Source organism: Streptomyces sp. NPDC024687 (assembly GCF_055559055.1).
Genome location: NZ_JBVHLJ010000005.1, coordinates 593803 through 620250, shown reverse-complemented (window position 1 = coordinate 620250; position 26448 = coordinate 593803). Strand labels below are relative to the sequence as shown.

Here is a 26448-nt window from a genome sequence, read left to right as displayed (position 1 = left end):
CCTCCAGCACCTTGCTATCGAGCGGTCGCCCCTCGGGACACCTCGGCAGAGCCCCCGGGACGGTTCGCCAGCCGCGATGGCATTCAATCACTTACCGGCAGGCGTGCACGACGCCTTGGTCCCATTGTCCGTCACGCCAGTGACACACTCGGTGCCGATGGCCAAGAATCTCCGATCCGATCGACCCTCGACGGATGCCGGTCCCCGCCCCACGCCGAGCACGGTCCTGGACCGGCTCGCCGCCGGGCCGAGCCGGGCTGCGCGCATCACTCATACGGAGCACTTGCCCCCACGTGCGGGTCGCCATGCCGTCTGGCCCGATCGGATCCGCTCGGAGGTCATCGCGGCCGTCCATGCCTGCGGCATCGAGCACCCGTGGGCCCACCAGGCACGCGCGGCCGAACACGCCCTGGACGGCGAGTCGGTCGTCGTCGCCACCGGCACCGCCTCCGGCAAGTCCCTGGCGTACCTCGTGCCGGTCCTCTCCACGCTCCTGGACGGTTCCGAGGCGCCGAACGGCCGCGGCGCCACCACGCTCTACCTGTCCCCCACGAAGGCCCTGGCCGCGGACCAGTGCCGTTCGGTGAAGGAACTTTCACAACCGCTGGCCAATTCCGTACGCCCCGCGGTCTACGACGGCGACACGCCGTTCGAGGAACGCGAGTGGATCCGCCAGTACGCCAACTACGTGCTGACCAACCCCGACATGCTGCACCGCGGGATACTCCCGTCCCACTCCCGTTGGTCCTCCTTCCTGAAGGCGCTCAAGTACGTCGTCATCGACGAGTGCCACACCTACCGGGGCGTGTTCGGCTCCCACGTCGCCCAGGTGCTGCGCCGCCTGCGCCGCCTCTGCGCCCGCTACGGCTCCTCCCCCGTCTTCCTGCTGGCCTCCGCGACGGCCGCCGAGCCGTCGGTCGCCGCCCGCCGCCTCACCGGTCTCCCGGTGGTCGAGGTCGCCGACGACGCCTCACCGCGCGGCGAACTGGTGTTTGCCCTCTGGGAGCCCCCGCTCACCGAGATGCAGGGCGAGAAGGGCGCCCCCGTCCGCCGTACGGCCACGGCGGAGACGGCGGACCTCCTCACCGACCTCGCCGTGCAGGGCGTGCGCTCGGTCGCCTTCGTGCGCTCCCGGCGCGGCGCCGAGCTGATCGCCGTGATCGCCCAGGAACGGCTGGCCGAGGTCGACCGCTCCCTGGCCCGCCGCGTGGCGGCGTACCGCGGCGGCTATCTCCCCGAGGAGCGCCGCGCCCTGGAACAGGCCCTCCACTCGGGAGAGTTGCTGGGCCTGGCCGCCACCACCGCCCTGGAACTCGGCATCGACGTCTCGGGGTTGGACGCCGTGCTGATCTCCGGCTACCCCGGCACGCGCGCCTCCCTGTGGCAGCAGGCGGGCCGGGCCGGACGGGCGGGCCAGGGCGCCCTGGCCGTCCTGGTCGCCCGCGACGACCCCCTGGACACCTACCTCGTCCATCACCCGGAGGCCCTGTTCGACCAGCCGGTGGAGTCCACGGTCCTGGACCCCGACAACCCGTACGTCCTCGCCCCGCACTTGTGCGCGGCCGCGGCGGAACTGCCGTTGACGGACGAGGACATGGAGTTGTTCGGGCCGGAGACCGAGAGCTTGCTGGGGCAGTTGGAGTCCGCGAAACTGCTGCGCCGCCGCACCAAGGCCTGGCACTGGACCCGCCGGGAACGGGCCGCGGACCTCACCGACATCCGCGGGGAGGGCGGCCGACCCATCCAGATCGTCGAGTCGGGCACGGGCCGCCTCCTCGGAACGGTCGACGCCGGCTCCGCCCATACGGCCGTCCACGAGGGCGCGGTCCACCTCCACCAGGGCCGCACCTATCTCGTCCGCTCCCTGGACCTGGAGGACTCGGTCGCCCTGGTCGAGGAGGCCAATCCGTCCTACTCGACGGTGGCCCGCGACACGACGGCCATCTCCGTCCTGGAGACGGATGTCGAAGTCCCCTGGGGCGAGGGCAGGTTGTGCTACGGCTCCGTCGAGGTCACCAACCAGGTGGTCTCCTTCCTCCGCAGACGTCTGATCACCGGCGAAGTGCTCGGCGAGACGAAACTCGACCTCCCTCCTCGCACGCTCCGTACACGCGCGGTGTGGTGGACGGTCACCGAGGACCAGCTCGACGAGGCCCGGATCAACCCGGAGATCCTCGGCGGCGCCCTGCACGCCGCCGAACACGCCTCCATCGGCCTGCTGCCCCTCTTCGCGACCTGCGACCGCTGGGACATCGGCGGCGTGTCGATCCCGCTGCACCCCGACACGCTGCTCCCCACGGTCTTCGTCTACGACGGCCACCCGGGCGGCGCGGGCTTCGCGGAGCGCGCCTTCCACACCGCCCGCGCCTGGCTCACCGCCACCCGCCAGGCCATCGCCTCCTGCGAGTGCGACGCCGGCTGCCCGTCCTGCATCCAGTCCCCCAAGTGCGGCAACGGCAACGATCCGCTGCACAAGCGGGGGGCGGTGCGGCTCCTCACGGTGCTGTTGCGGGGGGCACCGGAGGAGAGTGCCTCCGTGGAGCAGGAGGGACACCCTGAAGTCCTGGCACCAGGGCTTCAGGACGGAGGGCCGGGCCGAGGGCCGGACCGAGGCTCGGCAATGGCAGAGCCTCCGACGGAACCGGCCCCGCAGGCCCCGCCCGCGCCCTGACCTCCGCCGTGAACGGCCCCCGCCCCGAGGCCGCCGTCACGTCGGAGACCTCGCCGACCATCACGCACCGCACGAGCCGCGTCCCCTGCTCCCGCGCCACGTCCTCCGCCCGAGCGCAGGCCACCGCCGGTCCGTCGGCCCAATGGTCCGCCGCCGCGAGCGCCGCGAGATCCGCCCCACCGGCCGCCCGATGCCGTACGGCGACCGCCTGCCCGAGGGCCAGCACGGCCCCGAACACCACACACAGCACCGCGATGGCACCGACACTCCAGACCGTGGCGGAACCCCGGTCCGAACGGGCGGCACCCACCTGAACACCGGCGAACCGGACGGCCCAACGACGGCCGCGGGCCAACAGGGCGTTGACGAAGCCGACCGTGGAGAATCGAGCGCGGACAAGGCCGCCGACTCGGACGAACGGAGAGCCGGCTACGCCCGCCTTTGCGAACAAGGCTTTCCCGAACCGCGTGGTGGCGAGCCGAACTTGGGCAGGCCTCACTTTCGCGGACCCCGTGCCGACGATGCCCGCCCAAGCGCACCGCACGTCGGCTACGCCCGCCCCAGAGAACCGGGCTTTCGCGGACCGCAGGATGCAGAGCCTGGGGTGGGCGGCCCTCGCCTTCGCGAACCAGGTGCCGGGGGCGCCTGCCCAAGCGACCCGAGAGTCGGCTACGCCCACCCTTGCGAACCGGGCGTTCGCCAACCGCACGGCGGCGAACCCAAGGTTCGCCCACCTCACAGCGCCCAAGCCAGCGTTCGCACACCGCGCAGCGTCCGACCCGGCCTTCCCGAACCGCACGGCGTCCGACCCCGCGTTGTCGAACCCCCCGCCGCCGCACCGGGCGCCCGCGGAGCCCCCGTCGGCAGCCTCGCGCTCCGAGAGTCCGCCGCTCATCCCCCTTCCCCCACCGTTGACTCCACCAGGGCCACAGCTTCCTCCCGCACCTCGAAGGGCAGGCCGTGCAGTGCGGGTGGCTTCGCCACGACCACGACACGGACCCGGTCACCCTCCCGGGCCACCGTCACCTCCGCGTCGCGCGGTGCCGTGTCCCGAGCCACCCGGACGACCGCCTCGTCGAGATCCTCGCGGGCCGCCGCGCGGGCGCCCGTCCTGGCCGCGTCCACACACTGGATCTGGGCAGCCACCACGAGCAGCCCCCACACCAGCGCCATCGCGAACATCACCAGCACAGGCAGCACCATCGCCGACTCCGCCGTCACGAACCCCTCGTCCGCCGCCCGTTCACGCCTTCGCATCGAGCGCCCGTTTCACGATGGCCTGGAGTTCCGCGCTGACGGCCCCGCTCGTGACCACCTTGTAGAGCACCACCGCGAACGCCACCGCCGCGACGATCCCCATCGCGTACTCGGAGGTGACCATTCCCTCGTCCCCGCGCATCGACCGCATCCGGCACATCGTCCTGCACACCAGGGCACCCATCCGCGCCCGTACCGTCTTGTACATCTCAACCCCCTTAAGGATCAGTCCTGTTGATTACCGTCTGACTGCTCGCCCGACTGTTCGTACGTCTGCTCAGCGACCCTCGGCCGTCATCGCCCACCCCCTCCCAGCACTCCTCCCGCGAGCCCGATCACGATCGGCAGCACGCCCACGGCGATGAACGCGGGCAGGAAACACAGCCCCACCGGCGCGGTGACCAGTACGGCGGCCTTCCGCGCCCGTGCCGTCGCGGCGCGCCCCCAGTCGGCGCGGGCGTCCGCCGCGAGCCCGGCGACCGGCCCGGCCGCGGGCAGCCCGGTCACATCGGCGCGTTCCAGCAGCCGGGCCAGCGCCCCCGCGCCCGGTGTCGAGGCGAGCCTTCGCCATGCCTCGCCCGGTTCGCCGCCGAGCCGTACCTCCGCTGCCCCGCGCGCGAGTCCCTCCCCCACGGGCCCGCCCAGCGCCTCGCCCACGGCCTGGGCCGCGATCACGGGACCGGCGCCCGCCGCGATGCAGGCCGCCAGCAGATCGGCGGCTAGCGGTAGTTGCCGGGCCGCCTCGCGCGCGTCGGCCTCCCCGGTACCCACGCCGGCCGGCTGCCTCAGACGCCACCGCCACGCCCCCGCCGCGACGACCAGCCCGACCACGGCACCGGCGACACCGCCGACCAGCACCCACCCGGCACAGCCGACGCCGAGCACGGGCAGCCACCGCCGCGTGAACTCACGCCCCTCGAACCGCGAGCCCTCGGCCGTGGTCTCCGCGGCGGCCAGCAGTTCCCCGAGCCGCCGCCGCAGTCTCCGCTCACGCCGCACCGCCGCGGCCCACCGGGCGAGCCAGGCGACCACCAGTACTGTCCCCAGAACCGCCCCCAGCCTGTGGAAAACTTCCGCGCTCATACCGCCTCCGCTCCCCGCACGATCCGCGTCGCCCACCACATCCCGACGCCCTCCAGCAGACCGCCGACCAGCAGACAGCCCAGCCCGGTACCGGTGTGCAGAAGGACGTGCAGGGGATCGGCGCCGAGGGCGGCACCGAGGCTCAGCCCCAGCACCGGCAACCCGGCGAGCATCCACGCCGTGGACCGCGCTCCCGCCAACTGGGCTCGCAGATCGGCCCGTTGGTCACGCTCGGCCCGCAACGCCCCTTCGAGCCGATCGAGCCCGGCCGCGAGCCCCGCGCCCTGGTCCACAGCCACCCGCCAGCACGCGGCAAGCCCCAGCAGTCCCTCGGCGCCAGGCCGCCTGGCCGCCGCCGCGAGCGCCCCCGGCACATCCCCGCCGAACCGGGCCGCCGCCAACAAAGCGGCCTGCGTCTCCCCGAGCCCACCGATCGCCGGCACCTCAGACCCGGACCCGGAGCCGATCCCGCGAGCTCCTGCCTCCCCCGACCCGACCCCGACCCCGACCCCAAGAACCTCCGCCGCCCCCGACCCGGACCCACCCGAGCCGACTCCACCGGTTCGCGCCTCCTCGAAGTCCTTCACACCTCGCACCAGCGCCTCCCCCGGCTGGCGCCCGGCCCGCACCTCCCCGGCGACCACCGCGCACAGCGCGATCACCGCGGCCGCCCGCCGCTCACGCACCCGGCGCTCCTCCCGGCCCAGCCGCAGCCGCCGCAGCAAGGGCACCCCGGCCGCCCCCGCGAGGACCGGCAGCACCGAGGCCCCCAGCACGGCCAGCACCAGCCCGGCGGCCGCCGCCCACCACTCGAACCCCAGCCGCCCACGAATCCGCCGCAGTTCCCCCTCCAGCCGCCGCCACGGCGGAGGCCCGACTCCCCCCGCCCCGCCTCCGGCCAGCAGCACCTGCGCCCGCCGCACCCCGGAACGCCGACCGCCCCACAGCCACACGGCCATCCCGAGGCATCCCACTGCCACTCCCGCCGACCCCACCGACATCTCCCCCATCCCGATCACCACGTCCTTTCACCGTCCGAATCGTCGGAGCATCCGAACCGTCCGAGCCCTCTCGTCACCGCGCCCGTCGCGGTCATCCGCCCAGGTCATCCGCCCTCCCCCCGCCCCCGCATCGCCTCCCCGAGCAGCCCCCGCAGCCGCTCCCACCCCCGCTCGTACGCGAACGCCTCCGCTCCCCACCGCAGCGCCGGCACCGTCCGCACCAGCCCTGTGGAATCCCGCTCCAGCACCCGCACCTCGGCGATCCGCCGCCGCCCGGCCCGGTCCCGCACGAGATGCAGTACGACGGACAGCGCGGCCGCCAACTGGCTGTGCAGCGCGGCCCGGTCGAGCCCCGCGGCCGTACCCAGCGCCTCCAGACGGGCCGGTACGTCGGCCGCCGCGTTGGCGTGCACGGTCCCGCAGCCGCCCTCGTGGCCCGTGTTCAGGGCCGCCAGCAAATGCACGACCTCGGGCCCGCGCACCTCCCCCACGACCAGCCGGTCGGGCCGCATCCGCAGTGCCTGTCGCACCAGGTCCTCGAGCGTGACGTGCCCGGCGCCCTCCTGGTTGGCGGGTCTCGTCTCCAACCGGACGAGGTGCGGATGGTCCGGCCTGAGCTCCGCCGAGTCCTCCGCGAGCACGATCCGCTCACCCGGCCCGACGAGCCCCAGCAGCGCGCTCAGCAGGGTGGTTTTCCCGGTGCCTGTCCCGCCGCTGATGAGGAAGGACAGCCGCGCGTCCAGCAACGCCCGCAGCACCCGGTCCCCGCCCGGCGGCACGGTGCCGGCCGCGACTAGTTCGTCCAGCGTGAACGCGCGCGGTCGTACGACTCGCAGTGACAGACAGGTGCAGCCGACGGCGACCGGAGGCAGCACCGCGTGCAGCCGCGTTCCGTCCGGCAGCCGGGCGTCCACCCAGGGCCGTGCGTCGTCGAGACGCCGCCCCGCCACCGCGGCGAGCCGCTGCGCGAGTCGTCGTACGGCGGCCGCGTCGGCGAAGGAGACGGCGGTCAGTTCGAGTCCGCCGCCCCGGTCCACCCAGACCCGGTCCGGCGCCGACACGAGCACGTCCGTCACCGACGGGTCGGCGAGCAACGGCTCCAGGGGTCCGCTGCCGACCAGTTCGGACCGCAACCGCTCGGCCGCGCCCAGCACTTCGGCGTCCCCGAGGACCCGTCCCTGCTCCCGCAGCGCCTGTGCCACACGCGCGGGCGTCGGTTCGGCTCCGCTCTCGGCCAGCCACTGCCGTACGCCGTCCAGCAGCCCGGAGGCCGTGTCCGCGCCGGCCGCCGAGGACGCCATGGGAACACCCACCGGGGCTGTCCGCGGCCGCCCGACCGTGGCGACCGGCGCCTCACCCGGCAGTCGTCGCTCAACGGGACCCGCTGCCAAATCACCCGTCCGCCGCACCCCGACAGAGCCGACCCCGGCGCCGTCCACCCGCTGGAACCCGGCGGACCCGGAGGACCCCGAGAACCCGGAGAACCTGGAGATCCCGCTCATGCCGACCCCGCCCCCGACCCCGTCCCCGCCTCGGTCAACGCCCGCTCCCAGAACTCCTTGCAGAACCGCGCCAGTGGCCCCCGTACGGCCGCCCCCGGTGGTGATCCGCTCCCCTGTGGACGCTGGAGTGCCGACTCGACCGGGACCTCACCCACCAGGGGCAGGCCGAGCAGTCGGGCCACTTCGCGGTCGTCGAGGCCGGGTGCGTACGGGCCGCGTACCGCCACCCGCAGGTCGCGCAGGACCATCCCGACCGCTGCGGCCACGCGGCCGGCCGCGGCGACGGCGCGCAGTTCGGCGGGGACCACGAGGATTCCGAGGTCCAGTTGGGCGAGGGCCTCGGCGACGCCGTCGTCGAGGCGGCGGGGCAGGTCGACGACGACGGTGCCGCCCCTGCGCCGGGCCGCCGCGAGCACCGCCCGGACTGCCTGGGGCGGGACGGCGATCCGGTCGCCGCGGTCCCAGCTCAGGACTCGCAGCGAGTGCAGCCGTGGCAGCGACTCCTCAAGGGCGCCGCCGCCGACCCGCCCTCTCGAGGCGGCGAACGCGGGCCAGCGCAGCCCCTCGGTGCTCTCGCCGCCGAGGAGTACGTCGAGTCCGCCACCCAGTGGATCGGCGTCCACCAGGAGCGTGCGCAGCCCCTCACGCGCGGAGGTGACGGCGAGGGCACACGCGAGCGTGGACGCTCCGGCCCCGCCCCGGCCTCCGATGACGCCGACGGTGAGGGCGGGGCGGCCGACGCCCTCGGTGACGTCGGCGATCCGGTCGACCAGCCACTGCTCGCCGTCGGGCAGCATCAGGACGTGATCGGCGCCGATCTCGACGGCCCGCTTCCACACCCCGGAGTCGTCCTGGTCGCGGCCCACCAGCACCACTCCGCGCCTGCGGGCGGCCCCGCGCACCCGCCGTGCGGCGTCGTCGCCGACCAGGATGAGCGGGGCGGCCTCCCAGCTGCCTCTTGGCTGCGGCACCCCGTGATGGACCTCCGCCGTCGCCCCGGCCGCCGCGCACAGCCGCAGCAGGTCGTCGAGCAGATCCTCGTCCTCCGTGACGATCAACGGCCGGCCCGGCCGCCCTCCGGCGGCGGGCTGTCCCTCGTGTGTGATGGCTGCGGTCATGGTCTCCATCCCTCTTCACCGCGCCATGCGAGGCCCCTCCAAGGGCCCGCACGGCGCCTCTTCCGCGGGGCCCCTTCGGCCCCGCGGATCCCATACATGTGAAGAACCGGCAACCGGCCTCCATATGAACGGCCGATACGAACCGGCCAAACACACCCGACAAACCAGAACCGGCCATGAAGTCGGCAGGAGCGGGACGTGTGGGAATCACGGTGCAGCGATCCGGGAAATCGTGTGGATCTTGGTCAATAACTGTGGACAACTCCGCGCCTGTGAATATCGCCGTCACCCATACCGGTGAGGTCGTGGCGCCTGCATACGCCTTCCACAGAGCAGTGCGGTGACTACACGCAGTGACGGATCATGAGCATGCCGAAGGAACGGCCGCAGCCGTCTCGGTGCGGTCGCACAACCGCGCAGGGAAGAGGAAAAACGCACCCGGACATGCGACGACCCCCACCGGGGGGGAGAGTGGGGGTCGCCTTCACGGCCGACTCGGGGGGGGGGAGGAGCCGGACCGCGTTAGCACGGTCGCGAACGATCCGTGACTTCCATGGTGTACCCGAGAGCCCTCTCAGGCAAACCCACGCGCCTCACCTTACGCCGAATGGGCTGCGCCTATGCTCGGGGTCGTGGAAAACCACTCCTTGCCCCGCACAGCCGCCTTCTTTGACCTGGACAAGACGGTCATTGCGAAGTCGAGCACGCTCACGTTCAGCAAGTCGTTCTACCAAGGCGGGCTGATCAACCGCAGGGCCGCCTTGCGGACCGCATATGCCCAGTTCGTCTTCCTCGTCGGCGGTATGGACCACGACCAGATGGAGCGCACCCGCGAGTACCTCTCCGCGCTCGTGCGCGGCTGGAACGTCCAGCACGTCAAGGAGATCGTCGCCGAGACCCTCCACGACCTGATCGACCCGATCATCTACGACGAGGCCGCCTCCCTGATCGAGGAGCACCACACCGCCGGCCGGGACGTCGTCATCGTCTCCACGTCCGGCGCCGAGGTGGTCGAGCCGATCGGCGAACTCCTGGGCGCCGACCGGGTGGTGGCGACCCGCATGGTCGTCGGCGAGGACGGCTGCTTCACCGGCGAGGTGGAGTACTACGCGTACGGCCCGACGAAGGCCGAGGCCGTCAAGGAGCTGGCGGAGTCCGAGGGCTACGACCTGGAGCGCTGCTACGCCTACAGCGACTCGGCGACCGACCTGCCGATGCTCCAGGCCGTGGGTCATCCGCACGCGGTCAACCCGGACCGCGCACTGCGTCGCGAGGCCCTCGCGCGCGGGTGGCCGATTCTCGATTTCCACCGGCCGGTGCGGCTCAAGCAGCGGCTGCCGGGATTCGCCGTACCGCCCCGCCCGGCGCTCGTCGCGGTCGCCGCGATAGGAGCGGCGGCGGCGACGGCGGGCCTCGTCTGGTACGCGAATCGGCGGCGGTCGACGGTCGCCTGAGGCGATTGCGGGCCACTTGACGCCCATTTGAGACCAAAAGTAAAGAACGGATGCCAGGGGTTCCGCTTGCCCGGGTCCAGGAGTACAAAGGGGTTAACGGCCCGCGAGACCAAGGACATCCGAGAGGATCACCTTAAAAACGCATGTGGCCCCACGGACCGAGCATGAACACCGGGCACCCACGCGACGTCGACCCGTCGATTACGGGCCAGCCGCACCAGGGACGGGCAAAGTTCCCGACCTGATGGGCAATATCTCGAGGACGCTTGGTAACACGGTGAACATGCCAGCGGCGGTACGAGTCCTCGTACCGCCGCAACCCTGTTCCAGGGGTTCTGCGCCGCCCTTCTACGCCGCTCCCCGCTGGAGCGCCTCACACACCGCCGTGGACTCGCGCGCACCCAGTTCGATCGCGCTGCCGCAGTGGGTGATCCAGGCGGCCATGCCCTCGGGAGTGCCGGAGACATAGCCGTCGAGCGCCGCCAGATAGGCCGCGCGGCCCAGTTCCGCGTGACCGACCTCCGCGGGGCAGACCGACTTCGGGTCGAGGCCGCTGCCGACCAGGACGATCCGCGCGGCCGCACGCGCGACCAGGCCGTTGTGGGAGACGAAGGGCCTCAGGGCGAGGAGCTCTCCCTGCACGACGGCGGCCGTGACCAGCGCCGGGGCCGAACCGCCCGCGATGATCAGCTCGGACAGACCTTCCAGTCGGCCCGAGACCTCGGCCGCGCCCGGCAGGGGCAGCTCGATGAGCGGTTCGTCGACGCTCTCGCCGGCCTGGCGGGGACGCCCGATCTCGTCGCGGTCGGATGCCGCGGCGACCAGGTGCAGCCGGGCCAGCACCCGCAGAGGCGACTGCCGCCAGATGGACAGCAGTTGGCCGGCCTCGGCGGTCAGCCTGAGGGCCGCGCCCATGACCCGCGACTCGTCGTCGACGCCGAAGTCCGAGCGTCGGCGCACCTCTTCGAGAGCCCAGTCCGCGCCGGACAGTGCGGCCGAGCCGCGGGCGCCGCGCAGGGCGGCCTCGGAGGTGATCTCGTTGCTGCGGCGCCGCATGACACGGTGTCCGTAGACCCGGTCCACGGACTTGCGCACGGACTCCACGGACTCGGCCACGCCGGGCAGCGAGCCCAGGGCCGCGAGCGGATCGGCGTTCGCGCCTGTCGTACTCATGAGTACGACATTACGCAACCCAGCGGCACACCCCTCGATGGAGTGGTCTTCTTCACGCCCGACTGCCACATACAGCTACTGGCCAACTACTCTTGGTGAACATGAAAATTGCTTTCGTCGGGAAGGGCGGCAGCGGCAAGACGACCCTGTCCTCCCTGTTCATCCGCCATCTCGCGGCCACCGGAGCACCGGTGATCGCCGTCGACGCCGACATCAACCAGCACCTGGGGCCGGCGCTCGGCCTGGACGAGGCGGAGGCGGCCGCGCTGCCCGCCCTGGGCGAGCGGCTGCCGCTGATCAAGGAGTACCTGCGCGGCACCAATCCGCGGATCGCCTCGGCCGCGGAGATGATCAAGACCACCCCGCCCGGCGAGGGCTCGCGGCTGCTGCGGGTGCGCGAGGACAACCCGGTCTACGACGCCTGCGCCACGCCGGTGGAACTCGACGGCGACATCGTCCGTTTGATGGTCACCGGCCCTTTCACGGACGCCGACCTGGGGGTCGCCTGCTACCACTCCAAGACGGGGGCGGTGGAGCTCTGCCTGAACCACCTGGTGGACGGGCGGGACGAGTACGTCGTGGTGGACATGACGGCGGGCTCGGACTCCTTCGCCTCCGGCATGTTCACCCGCTTCGACATCACCTTCCTCGTCGCCGAGCCGACCCGGAAGGGGGTCTCCGTCTATCGCCAGTACAAGGAGTACGCCCGCGACTTCGGCGTCGTCCTGAAGGTCGTCGGCAACAAGGTGCAGGGCCGGGACGACCTCGACTTCCTCCGCGCCGAGGTCGGGGACGACCTGTTGGTGACGGTCGGGCACTCCGACTGGGTGCGCGCTCTGGAGAAGGGCCGGCCGCCCCGGTTCGCGCTCCTGGAGGATGTCAACCGGCGTGCCCTGCACCAGCTGCGGACGGCCGCCGACGCGACGTACGACCTGCGTGACGGGCAGCGTTACACCCAGCAGATGGTGCACTTCCACCTGAAGAACGCCCGGTCCTGGGGCAACGAGCGCACGGGGGCCGATCTGGCGGCGCAGATCGACCCCTCGTTCGTCCTCGGCGAGAGCGCGGTGAGTGCCGCGAGCGTCTGAAGCAGCCGCGCTGTCCGATGCGGCGGGCAACCGCCCGCCGACTACGGGCGCTTGGCCGCCGGTGCCCCCGGTACGCCCTTCGGTGCCGGGGCGGGTCGGCCGGACAGGAAGGCGGGCCAGCCCTGCTGCGGCGCCTCGCCGACCCTCAGAGCGCGCAGCTTCTCCAGGGTCCTCGGGTCCTGGGCGTCCAGCCAGTCGGCGAGCTGCCGGAAGGAGACGCAGCGCACGTCGGGCTTGTTGCACACGTGCTCGATGGTCTCCTTGACGGCGCGCATGTAGGTGCCGCCGTTCCAGGACTCGAAGTGGTTGCCGATGATGAGAGGCGCACGGTTGCCGTCGTAGGCCCGGTGGAAGCCCTTGAGGAGGCCGTCGCGCATCTGGTCGCCCCAGAACTCGTACTTGGCGGGGTCGCCCTGGGTCCGGGTGCCGGACTGGTTGACCATGAAGTTGTAGTCCATGGTGAGCTGCTCGTAGGAGTGCCCGGGGAAGGGCACGAGCTGCATCGACAGGTCCCACAGGCCCTGCTTCTTCGCCGGCCACAGCTGCTCGTTGACCCCGCTGGTGTCGTAGCGGAAGCCCAGCTCGCGGGCGGCCTTCATGAAGTTCTTCTGGCCCTCCAGGCAGGGGGTGCGGGCGCCGATGAGCTCCTTGTCGTAGTCGAAGGGCAGCGGGGAGGCCTTCGTCATCCCGGTGTTGGTCTTCCAGGACTTCACGAACCTCTTCGCCTGGGCGATCTCGTCCTTCCACTCCTCGACCGACCACTGGCCGACCCCGCCGCCGCTGCCGCAGAAGTGGCCGTTGAAGTGGGTGCCGATCTCGTTGCCCTCCAGCCACGCGAGGCGCAGCTGCCTGGCGGTGTCGGCGATGCCCTGCTCGTCGTTGAAGCCGATGTCGGAGCGGCCCGGGGAGTGCTGCGGCGGCTTGTACTCGTCGCGCTTGTCCTCCGGCAGCATGTACACGCCGCTCAGGAAGTACGTCATCGTGGCGTGGTTCGCCCTGGCGACCGCACGGAAACGGGAGAACAGCTTCTGGCTGTCCTCGCCGGCGCCGTCCCAGGAGAACACCACGAACTGCGGAGGCTTCTGACCGGGCTTGAGGCGTTGGGCTCTGGGCAGGTGCGGCTGCGCTCCGGTGTACGCGGTGGAGCCGTCACCGATCAGACGGAACACCCGCTTGGGCGGGACCTGGGCGGGCTTCACCTTCTGCGGGCCGGCGGCTCCTCCGTCGGAGACGTCGGCGCCGGTCGCGCAACCGGCGAGCGAGGCGGCGCAGACCGCGGCGACCACGGCTCCCGCGGCAATCCTGTGGGTGGCGGCCATGTTCCGCCCACCTTCTTCCTTCTCTCGGGGCAACGACAGCGCCGCCAAGTTCGCATGGGACCGAGGAGGAATTAGTACGACAAGCCGATGAAATTGCCACTTCACCCATTCAGGTGGGCGCTTAACCCATTTGCCCGGAAAGTCTATGCCAGCCCTTTACTCTGCATTACGATCCATTTACCGAGCGTTGATTCATCCCGCCGCTGCACGCCGTGACCCACGGCCGCGACCCGACCCCCGCCATCGACGGGGGACCACCTGTTCCGCGACCGCGCTGCCCCGGAGGAGACGGGAAAAATGTCAGCCTGTGTTCCCACCCGAGCAACCGACCCGAGCGACTCGCACCACACGAGGCGCATCCACCCTGCCCACAGCCCCCCGCCGACCCCGCCCCGCCGCTTCCGGATCGCGGGCGCCGACGTGTCGGCCTCGATCGCGGTCTTCCTGATCGCCCTGCCCCTGTCCCTGGGCATCGCCCTCGCCACCGGCGCTCCCCTCCAGGCCGGCCTCGTGGCCGCCGCCGTCGGAGGGATCGTCGCCGGCCGGCTGGGGGGCTGCCCGCTCCAGGTCAGCGGCCCGGCCGCCGGGCTCACCGTGGTCACCGCCGACCTGATCCACCGCTACGGCTGGCGGACCACCTGCGCCATCACCGTCCTCGCCGGAGTGGCCCAACTCGGCCTCGGCTGCCTGCGGGTGGCCCGCACCGCGCTCGCCGTGAGCCCCGCGATCGTGCACGGCATGCTCGCCGGCATCGGCGTCACCATCGCCGTCGCCCAGTTGCACATCGTCCTCGGCGGCACCCCGCAGAGCTCCGTCCTGGACAACCTCCGCGCCCTGCCCGCGCAGTTGGCGCACCTGCAGCCCGCCGCCGTCTCGGTGAGCGCGCTGACTCTGACGCTGCTCCTGCTCTGGCCGCGCATCCCGGGCCGGGCAGGCCGGCTCCTGCGCAGGATCCCGGCGGCGCTCGTGGCCGTGGCCGGAGCCACCACCGCCGCCTCCCTCGCCGGGCTCGCCGTGCCGAAGGTCGATCTGCCGTCCTGGAGCAGCCATGCCCTGGCCGGACTGCCCGAGGGGCCCGTGCTGGGGCTCGTCGCCGCCGTGCTCACCACCACGCTGGTGTGCAGCGTGCAGTCGCTGCTGGGTGCGGTGGCCGTCGACAAGCTGGCGGCCGGCCGACCCGACCTGCTCGCCGCGAGCACCGGTCCAGGTGGCAGACCGCGCGTCGGCCGCTCGGAGCTGGACCGCGAACTGCTCGGACAGGGCGCCGCCAACATCGTCTCCGGCTCCCTCGGCGGACTGCCCGTCGCCGGTGTGGCGGTGCGGAGTTCGGCGAACGTCCAGGCGGGTGCCGTCAGCCGGAACTCCACGATGCTGCACGGCGTTCTCGTGGTGATCGCCGCGCTTCTGATGGTCCCGGTCCTCGAGTTCATCCCGCTCGCCTCGCTCGCCGCCCTGGTGATGGCCGTCGGCATCCAGATGGTGTCCCTGCACCACATCCGCACGGTGACCCGCCACCGAGAGGTCCTGGTGTACGCCGTCACCACCCTCGGCGTGGTCGTGTTCGGCGTCCTGGAGGGCGTGTCGCTGGGCATCGCCGTCGCCGTCGGAGTCGCCCTGCACCGTCTCACCCGCACCCGGATCACCCACTGCGAGAGAGAAGGAGTCCATCACGTACACGTCCGAGGGCAGTTGACGTTCCTCGCGGTGCCCCGGCTCAGCCGGGCCCTGCATCTCGTCCCCCAGGGAGCGGACGCCGTCGTGGAGCTGGACGGGTCGTTCATGGACCACGCGGCGTACGAATCGCTGCAGGACTGGCAGAAGACGCACACCGCGCAGGGCGGTTCCGTCGAGCTGACCGGGCGCAGACCGGGCACGCGCATCGCCGAGCTGTCCGATTCCGACCACTGCCGCTGCCGCCCCTGGACGGCCTGGCGCAACCACCAGTGCGAGCGCCCCTACACCACGCAGCCCGCCGGACAGGCCGGTGCGTCCGGCGCACCCGGTGCCGCGCAGGCTCCGGGCGGATCCCGCGAGTCGAGCGGGTCTGAACTGGCGCGTGGCATCAGCGCGTTCCAGCGCAACACCGCGCCGATCGTGCGGGGTGAGCTGGCCCGGCTGGCGCGTGAGGGCCAGCAGCCGGACCAGCTCTTCCTCACCTGCGCGGACTCGCGGCTGGTCACCTCGATGATCACCTCCAGTGGTCCGGGCGACCTGTTCGTGGTGCGCAACGTGGGCAACCTCGTCCCCCTGCCCGGTGAGGAGAGCGGGGACGACTCGGTGGCGGCCGCGATCGAGTACGCGGTGGACGTGCTGAAGGTGCGCTCCATCACCGTGTGCGGGCATTCCGGCTGCGGGGCCATGCAGGCGCTGCTCACCTCGGAGCCGGGCGACGCCCGGACCCCGCTGCAGCGGTGGCTGCGGCACGGACGGCCCAGCCTGGAGCGGATGGCCGACGGCAGCGGGCCCAGTGCCAGGCTCGCCGGGCGGGCCCCCGCCGACGCGGTCGAACAGCTGTGTCTGACCAACGTGGTCCAGCAGTTGGAGCAGCTGAGCGCCCATGACTCGGTCGCCCGGGCCCTGCGGGAGGGGACGCTTGAGTTGCACGGGATGTACTTCCACGTGGGCGAGGCCCAGGCGTACCTGCTCACCGAGACGGACGGGGACGCGCTGTTCGGTCATGTGGAGGCCGCGGCGGACCTGCCGGCATGAGTCCGGCGGGTGGGCGGCCCCTCATAGAGGGGCCGCCCACCCGCTCGCTAGGACCCGCTCGGCGTCGGCTTCATCGGAACGCAGGGCTCGACATCGGCCTCGGTCGGATAGACGTCGACTTTGTGCGGCTCAGCCCCGTCGTTGAAGTTCACGAAGACCAGCACATTGCCGCGGTGCAGGGTTATCTTCCGGGCCCATTGGAGGGTGAAGAGCGGGACCACCCCGCCCTCAGAGGTGTGTGCCCAGAGCACCGTGTCCCCCTTGCAGCCATAGCCGGGGCGCAGGATCTGCACCTCCACCTCGATGCCGTTCGGGCGCAGCTCCCGTGCGAGTTCACGCTGGTCCTCGACATCGATGTACTGCTCATGGGCGGTGAGCGTGACGGTTCCGTCCTCATGGCGCTCCAGCGCATACGCCGCAGACCCGGCCGGCGTCCCCGGCGACAGCACCACCGCGAGCCCGGCCGCCGCACAGACCCCCGCGGCCAGGGCGAGCCGGCGACCGGTGAGCAGAGCGCGCCGCGCGGCGGGCACCGGCTCGGACTCCCGCCGCTCGATCTCCCCCTGCAACTCCACCAGCAGCCGGTCCTCGAATGTCGTCCTCGTCGTCATGTCGCTCCCCCGGTTCCTTCCGTGACGTACGACAGAAAGCTGCCGTACAGCTCTCCACCCTGTGATTCCGCCTGCTCCCGCAGCGACTTGCGCGCCCTGTGCAGCCGTACACGCGCCGCCACCTGGCTGATCCCGAGCGCCGTCGCGGCCTCGCCGACCGTGAGTTCGTCGACCGCGACCAGTTCCAGGACGGCTCTCTCCCCCGCGGGGAGCCGTTCCAGTGCGGCCAGGGCGCGGCGGCCCGGGCTCTGGGCGTCGAGCTTGTCCTCCAGGCGGGCGATGTCGTCGGCCGCCAGCAGCCGCCGGCCCGAGATGCGCCGGTCGCGGTCGGTCTCGCGGGCGACCCGACGGCGCTCCCCGGCGACCACGTTGCGCGCGATGCCGTACAGCCACGCCCGCTCGCTGCCCCGGGACGGGCGGTAGGTGTGGGCGGAGTCCAGGACCGCCAGGAAGATCTCGGCCGTCAGGTCGGCGACCGTGTGGGGGTCCGCGACACGCCGGGCCACGAAAGACGTCATCGCGTCCACATGGCGCCGGTAGAACTCTTCGAAGAGCTGTGGGTCGCGAGCCGCGGCCCGCGGACCGCCCCGTATCCCCTCCACTCGGGCTCCCTTCTCGTCGAGCGTCGGTGCGCCGGACATCGGCGACGCTTCACCCGTACTTGGGCGGGAGTGTGAAAGGCGTTACAGGCACTGAACTCCGCCTGGTCGGCGTACGTGGGTACGGATGACCATGGCCGACGGACTCGACCCCCACAGGTCTAAACCAATTTCCGGTCGACCCTTGTCATCGCACCCCCGGTCTGATGAGCTGTGGCCTGGGACACAACGGACACCCTGGGAAAGGCAGATGCCGTGAGCAACGAAAGCCTGGCCAACCTGCTCAAGGAAGAGCGCAGGTTCGCACCCCCCGCCGACCTGGCCGCGAACGCCAACGTCACGGCGGAGGCGTATGAGCAGGCCAAGGCTGACCGACTCGGTTTCTGGGCCGCGCAGGCCCGTCGACTGAGCTGGGCCAAGGAGCCGACCGAGACCCTGGACTGGTCGAACCCGCCGTTCGCCAAGTGGTTCAAGGACGGCGAGCTCAATGTGGCGTACAACTGCGTCGACCGGCATGTCGAAGCGGGGAACGGCGACCGGGTCGCCATCCACTTCGAGGGCGAGCCGGGCGACAGCCGCGCGATCACCTATGCCGAGCTCAAGGACGAGGTCTCCAAGGCCGCGAACGCCCTGCTGGAACTGGGGGTCCAGAAGGGCGACCGGGTCGCCGTCTACATGCCGATGATCCCCGAGACCGCCGTCGCGATGCTCGCGTGCGCCCGGATCGGCGCCGCGCACTCCGTGGTCTTCGGCGGGTTCTCGGCGGACGCGCTCGCCACCCGTATCCAGGACGCTGACGCCAAGGTCGTCATCACCTCGGACGGCGGCTACCGGCGCGGTAAGCCGTCCGCGCTCAAGCCCGCCGTCGACGAGGCCGCCGACAAGGCCGGCAACGTCGAGCACGTGTTGGTCGTCCGCCGTACCGGCCAGGAGGTCGCCTGGAACGACAGCCGGGACGTGTGGTGGCACGAGATCGTCGACCGGCAGCCCGCCGAGCACACCCCCGAGGCCTTCGACGCCGAGCAGCCGCTGTTCATCCTCTACACGTCCGGTACGACGGGTAAGCCGAAGGGCATCCTGCACACCTCCGGCGGCTACCTCACCCAGACCGCGTACACCCACCACGCCGTCTTCGACCTCAAGCCGGAGACCGACGTCTACTGGTGCACGGCCGACGTCGGCTGGGTGACCGGGCACTCGTACATCGTCTACGGCCCGCTCGCCAACGGCGCCACCCAGGTCATGTACGAGGGCACGCCGGACACCCCGCACCAGGGCCGGTTCTGGGAGATCATCCAGAAGTACGGGGTGACGATCCTGTACACGGCGCCGACGGCGATCCGTACGTTCATGAAGTGGGGCGACGACATCCCCGCGAAGTTCGACCTGTCCAGCCTGCGTGTCCTCGGCTCGGTCGGTGAGCCGATCAACCCCGAGGCGTGGATCTGGTACCGCAAGCACATCGGCGCCGACCGCACCCCGATCGTGGACACCTGGTGGCAGACCGAGACCGGCGCGATGATGATCTCCCCGCTGCCGGGGGTCACCGCGGCCAAGCCCGGTTCCGCGCAGACGCCGCTGCCCGGCATCTCGGCCACCGTGGTGGACGACGAGGCCCGGGAAGTCCCCGACGGCGGGGGCGGCTACCTGGTCCTCACCGAGCCGTGGCCGTCGATGCTGCGCACCATCTGGGGCGACGACCAGCGCTTCCTCGACACCTACTGGTCGCGTTTCGAGGGCAAGTACTTCGCCGGTGACGGCGCCAAGAAGGACGACGACGGCGACATCTGGCTGCTGGGCCGCGTCGACGACGTCATGCTGGTCTCCGGCCACAACATCTCGACCACCGAGGTCGAGTCGGCGCTCGTCTCCCACCCCTCGGTCGCCGAGGCGGCTGTGGTCGGCGCGGCGGACGAGACGACCGGGCAGGCGATCGTCGCCTTCGTGATCCTGCGCGGCACGGCGAACGCCGAGGACGAGGGCCTCGTCGCCGACCTGCGCAACCACGTCGGCGCCACCCTCGGGCCGATCGCCAAGCCGAAGCGGATCCTGCCGGTGGCCGAGCTGCCGAAGACCCGCTCCGGCAAGATCATGCGCCGGCTGTTGCGGGATGTCGCCGAGAACCGCCAGCTCGGTGACGTCACCACGCTGACGGACTCCACGGTCATGGACCTCATCCAGGCCAAGCTGCCGGCCTCGCCCAGCGAGGACTGACCGGCTTCCTGAACGAGGGGGGTGCCGGGCGTGGGAACGCGCCCGGCACCCCTTTTAGCTAAGCTAAACAAAACAAAGTGACCCTCATGGTGTGCCGGGAAGTCTGGTCGGCGAACAGCTCAGCCCTGCCCACCGACCGGAGGTCCCCCTGATGCCCGCGCCCACACCTAAGGTCCTCGGACGTCTCTCCCTGCCCGAGCGCACCTTCGTCGCGGACGCGCTGCGCACCGAGACGGTCGGCGGGGTGCTCCTGCTCGTCGCCGCGGTCGCCGCGCTGATCTGGGCCAACGTCCCCGCGCTGCAGGACAGCTACGAGAGCGTCAGCCACTACCACCTCGGCCCCGCCGCCCTCGGACTCGACCTGTCCATCGCCCACTGGGCCGCCGACGGACTCCTCGCGATCTTCTTCTTCGTGGCCGGCATCGAACTCAAACGCGAGCTCGTCGCCGGTGACCTGAAGGACCCCAAGGCGGCCGCGCTGCCCGTCGTCGCGGCCCTGTGCGGCATGGCCGTACCGGCGCTCGTCTACACCCTCACCAACCTCACCGGCGGCGGCTCCCTGGCCGGCTGGGCCGTGCCCACCGCCACCGACATCGCCTTCGCGCTCGCCGTGCTCGCCGTCATCGGCACCTGGCTGCCGAGCGCGCTGCGCGCCTTCCTGCTGACACTCGCCGTCGTCGACGACCTCTTCGCGATCCTGATCATCGCGGTCTTCTTCACCGCCGACATCGACTTCGCCGCGCTCGGTGGCGCGGCCGCCGGCCTCGCGGTCTTCTGGGCGCTGCTGCGCAAGGGCGTACGCGGGTGGTACGTCTATGTCCCGCTCGCGCTGGTGATCTGGGCGCTGATGTACAACAGCGGCGTCCACGCCACCATCGCGGGCGTCGCGATGGGCCTGATGCTGCGCTGCACCAGGCAGGAGGACGAGAAGGTCTCCCCGGGCGAACGCATCGAGCATCTCGTACGGCCGCTCTCGGCGGGCCTGGCCGTCCCGCTGTTCGCCCTCTTCAGCGCGGGTGTCTCGATCTCCGGCGGCGCGCTCGGCGAGGTGTTCACCCGGCCGGAGACGCTGGGCGTGGTGCTCGGGCTGGTCCTCGGCAAGGCGCTCGGCATCTTCGGCGGGACCTGGCTGACGGCCCGTTTCACCCGGGCCTCGCTCAGCGACGACCTCGAGTGGGCCGACGTGTTCGCGGTGGCGACCCTCGCGGGCATCGGCTTCACCGTGTCGCTGCTCGTCGGGGAGCTCGCCTTCGACGGCGACGCGACACTGACCGACGAGGTCAAGGCCGCCGTACTCCTCGGTTCGCTCATCGCGGCCACCCTCGCGACCGTGCTGCTGAAGCTGCGCAACGCCAAGTACCGCAGGCTGTACGAGACCGAGGAGCGCGACGAGGACCTCGACGGCATTCCGGACGTCTACGAGGAGGACGACCCGGCGTACCACCTGCGCATGGCGGCGATCTACGACCGCAAGGCCGCCGAGCACCGCCGGATCGCCGAGCGCAAGACGGCCGAGCGGCTTGCCGAAGTGACGGGCGGGGCAGGCGAGGAGGACCACCGTCGGGCATGATCTGACGGGACGGTACAAAAGACACGGCCCATACACAGTCACGACCCACACATAGCCACGGCCCATTCAGAGGCAGTGAAGAGGGAGACCGCGATGAGCGCACCCGACGGCAGCCCGGTCGGCGCCGAACGCAGCATCGGCCAGCTGTTCGCCTCGGCGACGACCGAGATGTCGGCACTGGTGCACGACGAGATCGCGCTGGCGAAGGCGCAGCTCAAGCAGGACGTCAAGAAGGGCGCGATGAGCGGCGGCGCGTTCAGCGTGGCCGGCGGGGTCCTGCTGTTCTCCCTGCCGATGCTCAACTTCGCCCTGGCGTACGGCATCCGGACCTGGAGCGACTGGAACCTCGCGGTCTGCTTCCTGCTGTCCTTCGCCGCCAACGTCCTCGTCGCGCTGGTCCTCGCGCTGATCGGTGTCGTCTTCGCGAAGAAGGCGCAGAAGAGCAAGGGCCCGCAGAAGGTCGCCGCGTCGATGAAGGAGACGGCGGGCGTGCTCCAGAACGCCAAGCCCCACCCGCGGGCCGACAGCGACACCAAGGTCCTGGAGGAGCGGGTCCGCAACGCGAAGGCCATCGAGGCTGTGGCACGCTCGTCGTCATGACCGATCCCGCCGCTTCTTCGGCGCAGCAGCCCGCCTCTCTCGTACGGCCCGACGGTCCCTGGACGCACCGGGACGTGGCGGCCAACGGCGCGCGCTTCCACATCGCCGAACTGGGCGACGGACCGCTCGTGATGTTCCTGCACGGCTTCCCCCAGTTCTGGTGGACCTGGCGCCACCAGCTGGAGGCGCTCGCCGACGCCGGCTTCCGGGCCGTGGCCATGGACCTGCGTGGCGTCGGCGGCAGCGACCGCACCCCGCGCGGCTACGACCCCGCCAACCTCGCCCTCGACGTCACCGGCGTGATCCGCTCGCTCGGCGAGCCGGACGCCGCCCTGGTCGGCCATGACCTGGGCGGCTATCTGGCGTGGACGGCGGCCGCGATGCGTCCCAAGCTGGTACGACGGCTCGCGGTCGCCTCGATGCCGCATCCCCGGCGCTGGCGCTCGGCGATGCTCTCGGACGTCAAGCAGACCCGTGCCGGTTCCTACATCTGGGGGTTCCAGCGGCCCTGGGTCCCCGAGCGGCGGCTGACCGCGGACGACGGCGCGCTGGTCGCCGAGCTGATCCGGGACTGGTCCGGCCCGCGGCTGCCGGACGACAAGGTGGTGGAGACGTACCGCAGGGCGATGTGCATCCCCTCGACGGCGCACTGCTCGGTCGAGCCGTACCGCTGGATGGTGCGCTCCCTGGCGCGTCCCGACGGGATCCAGTTCAACCGGCGCATGAAGCGGCCCGTCCGCGTGCCGACCCTGCATCTGCACGGCTCGCTCGACCCGGTGATGCGCACGCGCAGTGCGGCCGGGTCCGGGGAGTACGTCGAAGCGCCGTACCGCTGGCGGCTGTTCGACGGGCTGGGGCACTTCCCGCACGAGGAGGATCCGGTCGCGTTCTCGACAGAACTGATCAATTGGCTGAAGGATCCCGAACCCGATCGGTGACCGTTTCGCCGCGCCAGGTGTCCGGATCTGAACGCCTGTCACACGAACGGTTACTTGCCCGGCGCATAGGCCAATTGGGGGGCGTGGGGGCGGTTATCGACCTTGGGGCGGGGGCACACGTCCGGGTATGGGCTGGACGCACGACTACGGTGACGCGGCACGCAATCGACGCTCGGGCGCTGCTCTGAGCTCCCACCATCAGGGCGGTGCCCCGCAACTTCCGGGCGGCACGGATCTGAGGGTGGGTATCCCGCGCATCCTGCGCCGCCGGGCCCGCTGGGTCTCGGTGCGCCTGCGTCACCCCCGAGGCTGACGCACCCGCCGCGGGGCACTCTCACAACGCGCAGCTGTCGCTGTCCACCTGCTGGTTCGCGGTGCGCCCCTTGTCGATGTCCTCCTGGATCTCGTCCGCGGTGAGCGCGTACCCGGTGTCGGGGTCGTCGAGCGACTTCGCGAAGACCACGCCGTACACCCTGCCCTGCGGGGTGAGCAGCGGACCGCCGGAGTTGCCCTGGCGGACGGTCGCGTAGAGGGAGTAGACGTCGCGGTCGACGGTGCCGCGGTGGTAGATGTCCGGTCCGTGGGCGTCGATACGCCCGCGCACGCGCGCGGAGCGGACGTCGTACGCGCCGTTCTCCGGGAAGCCCGCGACGATCGCGCTGTCCCCGCTGGCGGCGTCCTCGGACGTGAACCGCAGCGCGGGCGCGTCCAGATCGGGCACGTCCAGGACGGCGATGTCGCGCTGCCAGTCGTAGAGGACGACCGTGGCGTCGTACTTCCTGCCCTCGCCGCCTATCTGGACGGTGGGCTCGTCGACGCCGCCGACGACATGGGCGTTGGTCATGACGCGGCGGTCGCCGAAGACGAAGCCGGTGCCCTCCAGGACCTTGCCGCAACTCTGCGCGGTGCCCATGACCTTGACGATGGAGCGCTGGGCGCGGGTGGCGACGGCGCTGTGCGCGAGCTTGGGGTCGGGCGGCTGGACCGCCTTGATCGGCTCGTTGGAGAATGGGCTGAAGACCTGTGGGAAGCCGTTGTCCGCGAGGACCGAGGTGAAGTCCTTGAACCAGGTGTCCGCGTCGGAGGGCAGCACCTCCTGGACGCCGAGGAGCACCTTGGAGCCGCGCACCTCCTTGCCGACCGTGGACATCGTGGTCTGCGCGAGCATGGCACCGATCAGCCAGGCCACCAGGAGCATCGCCACGACGTTCACGAGGGCGCCGCCGGTGGCGTCCACGGCACGCGCAGGCGACCAGGTGATGTACCGGCGCAGCTTGTTGCCGAGATGGGTGGTCAGGGCCTGCCCGACGGAGGCGCAGACGATCACGATGACGACGCCGACGACGGCGGCGACCGTGCCGACCTCCGCGTGGTCGGTCAGCGCGTCCCAGACGACGGGGAGGGTGTAGACGGCGACGAGACCGCCGCCCAGGAATCCGATCACCGACAGGATGCCTACGACGAAGCCCTGGCGGTAGCCGACGATCGCGAACCACACGGCGGCGACCAGCAACAGGATGTCCAGCACGTTCACCGGTTCTAGCCTCGCCTCATCACTTCGCGTTCACCACAGGTCGGCCGGTCGGGGGCTGTCCCCGGGAAGACACAGCACGCACGCCACCCTGTCATGCGCGCCAGTCGAGCGGGACCTGCTTCTCGCGGTCCCAGGGGCGCTCCCAGCCCGCGAAGTGCAGAATCCGGTCGATGATTCCGGCGGTGAAGCCCCAGACGAGGGCCGATTCGACCAGGAATGCCGGACCTCGGTGTCCGCTGGGGTGGACGGTCGTCGCACGGTTGCCGGGATCCGTGAGATCCGCCACGGGAACCGTGAAGACGCGGGCGGTTTCATTCGGATCGACGACCCCGACCGGGGTCGGCTCGCGCCACCAGCCCAGCACCGGGGTCACCACGAAGCCGCTGACCGGGATGTACAGCTTGGGCAGCACGCCGAAGAGCTGGACGCCGGACGGGTCCAGGCCGGTCTCCTCCTCGGCCTCGCGCAGGGCGGCCCTGAGCGGCCCGTCGCCCTGGGGATCACCGTCCTCCGGGTCGAGCGCCCCACCGGGGAACGACGGCTGCCCTGCGTGCGACCTGAGGGAACTCGCCCGCTCCATGAGCAGCAGCTCGGGCCCGCGCTCGCCCTCGCCGAACAGGACCAGCACGGCCGACTGCCGCCCCGCGCCGTCCGCCGGCGGCAGGAAGCGGCTCAACTGGAGCGGCTCGACCGTCTCCACGGCGCGCACCACCGGGTCCAGCCAGCTCGGCAGGCCGTCCTTGCTGAGCGTCACGCCCGTCGTACCGCTCGCCCGTGTCATCGCCACCCCCGTCTTCCTGCACTGCCCAACGCCCGAGGGCCCCTAGATCGTTCCACCCGGACCTCACACCTGCCCGCCCACGGGGCCCCCAACAGGGAACGGCCCCCGCTCAGGGCTCCGGTTCGGATCAGGGCTCTGGTTCGGATCGCTCCCGGGCATGCCGTCCGCATCCTCACCCGGTGGCCCCCAGCGGCGGTGCGGCCTTTCCGCCCGCGTCCAGGTAGGCCTGCGGGGGATTCAGCCGCTGCCCCGGGAAGCCGCCCTTCTCGTACTTCAGGAGCTTCTGCGCCTTCTCCGGGTCCGTCTCGCCCTCGCCGTAGGCCGGGCAGAGCGGGGCGATGGGGCAGACGCCGCACGCGGGCTTGCGGGCGTGGCAGATGCGGCGGCCGTGCCAGATGACGTGATGCGACAGGTCCGTCCAGTCGCTCTTCGGGAAGAGCGCGGACACGGCGGCCTCGATCTTGTCGGGGTCGGTCTCGCCGGTCCACTGCCAGCGCCTGACCAGCCGCATGAAGTGCGTGTCGACGGTGATGCCGGGCCGTCCGAAGGCGTTGCCGAGGACGACGAAGGCGGTCTTGCGGCCCACACCGGGCAGCGTGACTAGGTCCTCGAGCCGCCCCGGGACCTCACCGCCGAAGTTCTCCACCAGGGCCTTGGACAGCCCTATCACCGACTTGGTCTTGGCCCGGAAGAACCCGGTCGGCCGCAAAATCTCCTCGACATCCTCGGGGTTGGCCGCGGCCAGGTCCTCGGGGGTCGGGTACTTGGCGAACAGTGCGGGGGTCGTCTGATTGACCCTCAGGTCGGTGGTCTGCGCGGACAGGACCGTCGCCACGATCAGCTGGAAGGGGTTCTCGAAGTCCAACTCGGGGTGCGCGTACGGGAACACCTCCGCGAGCTCGCGGTTGATGCGCCGGGCGCGGCGCACGAGGGCGGTGTGCGACTCGTTCCTCGGCGGCTTCGCGGCAACCGTCTTCGCGGCAACCGCCTTCGTACCGACCGTCTTCGTGGCCGAGGCCTTCTTCACCGTGACCGCCGCCTTCTTGGGAGCGACGGTCGCCTTCTTCACGGCGGCGGCCTTCCGCACGGGAGCCGCCTTCTTCGCCGCCGTGTTCGCGCTTTCCTTCGCCGAAGCCCTCTTCTCCACCGGAGCCTTCCCTGCCGCTTTTGCCGTTTTCTTTCCACCCCCGGCGCCCTGTTCGCCCACAGCGGAATCTCGACGTGCA

Annotated in this window: 22 protein-coding genes and 1 pseudogene; 9 read left to right on the top strand and 14 right to left on the bottom strand. The window is 71.4% G+C overall.

What is annotated here, in order from left to right; translation table 11 throughout:
- Positions 1-76 precede the first annotated feature (76 nt).
- Positions 77-2671, top strand: coding sequence for a DEAD/DEAH box helicase (locus ACZ39I_RS23010; protein WP_467246177.1), 2595 nt, complete (start codon positions 77-79; stop codon positions 2669-2671).
- On the opposite strand, the pseudogene ACZ39I_RS23005 reads toward ACZ39I_RS23010, so the two are convergent.
- The 7 genes and pseudogenes from ACZ39I_RS23005 to ssd form a co-directional block, all read right to left on the bottom strand.
- Positions 2613-2981 (bottom strand): annotated as a pseudogene (locus tag ACZ39I_RS23005) (Rv3654c family TadE-like protein); the annotation flags it as partial. The gene ACZ39I_RS23010 and the pseudogene ACZ39I_RS23005 sit on opposite strands and share 59 nt — an antisense overlap.
- Before the next feature lie 581 nt (positions 2982-3562).
- On the bottom strand, positions 3563-3928 hold the full coding sequence (locus tag ACZ39I_RS23000) for a TadE family type IV pilus minor pilin (protein ID WP_467246176.1): 366 nt from the start codon (positions 3926-3928) through the stop codon (positions 3563-3565).
- Positions 3915-4136 (bottom strand): DUF4244 domain-containing protein, encoded by a 222-nt coding sequence (locus ACZ39I_RS22995; RefSeq protein ID WP_451472925.1) that lies wholly within the window; start codon positions 4134-4136, stop codon positions 3915-3917. The genes ACZ39I_RS23000 and ACZ39I_RS22995 overlap by 14 nt, the downstream gene beginning before the upstream one ends.
- Before the next feature lie 86 nt (positions 4137-4222).
- Positions 4223-5011 (bottom strand): type II secretion system F family protein, encoded by a 789-nt coding sequence (locus ACZ39I_RS22990; RefSeq protein WP_467246175.1) that lies wholly within the window; start codon positions 5009-5011, stop codon positions 4223-4225.
- Positions 5008-6021 carry a type II secretion system F family protein gene (locus ACZ39I_RS22985; RefSeq protein WP_467246174.1) on the bottom strand — a complete coding sequence of 338 codons (1014 nt, stop codon included), beginning with the start codon at positions 6019-6021 and terminating at the stop codon, positions 5008-5010. The genes ACZ39I_RS22990 and ACZ39I_RS22985 overlap by 4 nt, the downstream gene beginning before the upstream one ends.
- A gap of 95 nt (positions 6022-6116) precedes the next feature.
- The gene (locus tag ACZ39I_RS22980) at positions 6117-7313 is read right to left on the bottom strand and encodes a TadA family conjugal transfer-associated ATPase (protein WP_467246173.1); all 1197 of its coding nucleotides are present in this window, start codon (positions 7311-7313) and stop codon (positions 6117-6119) included.
- A 197-nt stretch (positions 7314-7510) separates the two neighbouring features.
- Complete coding sequence (ssd, locus tag ACZ39I_RS22975) at positions 7511-8641, bottom strand: septum site-determining protein Ssd (RefSeq protein ID WP_467246172.1); 1131 nt, start codon at positions 8639-8641, stop codon at positions 7511-7513.
- 611 nt (positions 8642-9252) lie between these two features.
- Between ssd and ACZ39I_RS22970 the strand changes: the two genes are divergently transcribed.
- A complete protein-coding gene (locus tag ACZ39I_RS22970; RefSeq protein ID WP_352387815.1) occupies positions 9253-10086 on the top strand; it encodes an HAD family hydrolase in 834 nt (277 codons plus the stop codon).
- Positions 10087-10434: 348 nt separating this feature from the next.
- Here ACZ39I_RS22970 and ACZ39I_RS22965 read toward each other — a convergent pair whose 3' ends face one another.
- Positions 10435-11259, bottom strand: coding sequence for a Fic family protein (locus ACZ39I_RS22965; RefSeq protein ID WP_451472938.1), 825 nt, complete (start codon positions 11257-11259; stop codon positions 10435-10437).
- A gap of 101 nt (positions 11260-11360) precedes the next feature.
- Here ACZ39I_RS22965 and ACZ39I_RS22960 point away from each other — a divergent pair, with 101 nt between their 5' ends.
- A complete protein-coding gene (locus tag ACZ39I_RS22960; protein WP_467246171.1) occupies positions 11361-12347 on the top strand; it encodes an ATP-binding protein in 987 nt (328 codons plus the stop codon).
- 41 nt (positions 12348-12388) lie between these two features.
- Here the strand turns inward: ACZ39I_RS22960 and ACZ39I_RS22955 are convergent, their stop codons facing one another.
- Positions 12389-13666 (bottom strand): hypothetical protein, encoded by a 1278-nt coding sequence (locus ACZ39I_RS22955; protein WP_467246170.1) that lies wholly within the window; start codon positions 13664-13666, stop codon positions 12389-12391.
- A 297-nt stretch (positions 13667-13963) separates the two neighbouring features.
- Between ACZ39I_RS22955 and ACZ39I_RS22950 the strand changes: the two genes are divergently transcribed.
- Positions 13964-16375, top strand: a complete 2412-nt coding sequence (locus tag ACZ39I_RS22950; RefSeq protein WP_467246169.1) for a SulP family inorganic anion transporter — start codon at positions 13964-13966, stop codon at positions 16373-16375.
- A gap of 47 nt (positions 16376-16422) precedes the next feature.
- Here ACZ39I_RS22950 and ACZ39I_RS22945 read toward each other — a convergent pair whose 3' ends face one another.
- Together ACZ39I_RS22945 and ACZ39I_RS22940 are read right to left on the bottom strand one after the other, a co-directional pair.
- Positions 16423-16986 carry a hypothetical protein gene (locus tag ACZ39I_RS22945; RefSeq protein WP_467246168.1) on the bottom strand — a complete coding sequence of 188 codons (564 nt, stop codon included), beginning with the start codon at positions 16984-16986 and terminating at the stop codon, positions 16423-16425.
- Entirely contained in the window at positions 16983-17627 is a 645-nt protein-coding gene (locus ACZ39I_RS22940) for an RNA polymerase sigma factor (RefSeq protein WP_467246167.1), read from the bottom strand. The genes ACZ39I_RS22945 and ACZ39I_RS22940 overlap by 4 nt, the downstream gene beginning before the upstream one ends.
- Positions 17628-17840: 213 nt before the next feature.
- On the opposite strand from ACZ39I_RS22940, the gene acs reads away from it, so the two are divergent.
- The 5 genes from acs (at position 17841) to ACZ39I_RS22915 (ending at position 23220) form a co-directional block, all read left to right on the top strand.
- Positions 17841-19799: an acetate--CoA ligase gene (gene acs, locus ACZ39I_RS22935; RefSeq protein ID WP_467246166.1), complete on the top strand. Its 1959-nt coding sequence runs from the start codon at positions 17841-17843 to the stop codon at positions 19797-19799.
- Positions 19800-19950: 151 nt separating this feature from the next.
- Entirely contained in the window at positions 19951-21369 is a 1419-nt protein-coding gene (gene nhaA, locus ACZ39I_RS22930; RefSeq protein ID WP_467246268.1) for a Na+/H+ antiporter NhaA, read from the top strand.
- A 93-nt stretch (positions 21370-21462) separates the two neighbouring features.
- Positions 21463-21969, top strand: coding sequence for a phage holin family protein (locus tag ACZ39I_RS22925; protein WP_007383673.1), 507 nt, complete (start codon positions 21463-21465; stop codon positions 21967-21969).
- A complete protein-coding gene (locus ACZ39I_RS22920) occupies positions 21966-22907 on the top strand; it encodes an alpha/beta fold hydrolase (RefSeq protein ID WP_352387799.1) in 942 nt (313 codons plus the stop codon). Before ACZ39I_RS22925 ends, ACZ39I_RS22920 begins: the two co-directional genes overlap by 4 nt.
- Positions 22908-23034: 127 nt before the next feature.
- Entirely contained in the window at positions 23035-23220 is a 186-nt protein-coding gene (locus ACZ39I_RS22915) for a hypothetical protein (protein ID WP_078936341.1), read from the top strand.
- Between the two features lie 21 nt (positions 23221-23241).
- Here ACZ39I_RS22915 and ACZ39I_RS22910 read toward each other — a convergent pair whose 3' ends face one another.
- The 3 genes from ACZ39I_RS22910 to nth form a co-directional block, all read right to left on the bottom strand.
- Complete coding sequence (locus ACZ39I_RS22910; protein ID WP_467246165.1) at positions 23242-24441, bottom strand: MarP family serine protease; 1200 nt, start codon at positions 24439-24441, stop codon at positions 23242-23244.
- Between the two features lie 91 nt (positions 24442-24532).
- Entirely contained in the window at positions 24533-25222 is a 690-nt protein-coding gene (locus ACZ39I_RS22905; RefSeq protein WP_467246267.1) for an NUDIX hydrolase, read from the bottom strand.
- A 172-nt stretch (positions 25223-25394) separates the two neighbouring features.
- Positions 25395-26369 (bottom strand): endonuclease III, encoded by a 975-nt coding sequence (gene nth, locus ACZ39I_RS22900; RefSeq protein WP_467246164.1) that lies wholly within the window; start codon positions 26367-26369, stop codon positions 25395-25397.
- Positions 26370-26448: the final 79 nt, after the last annotated feature.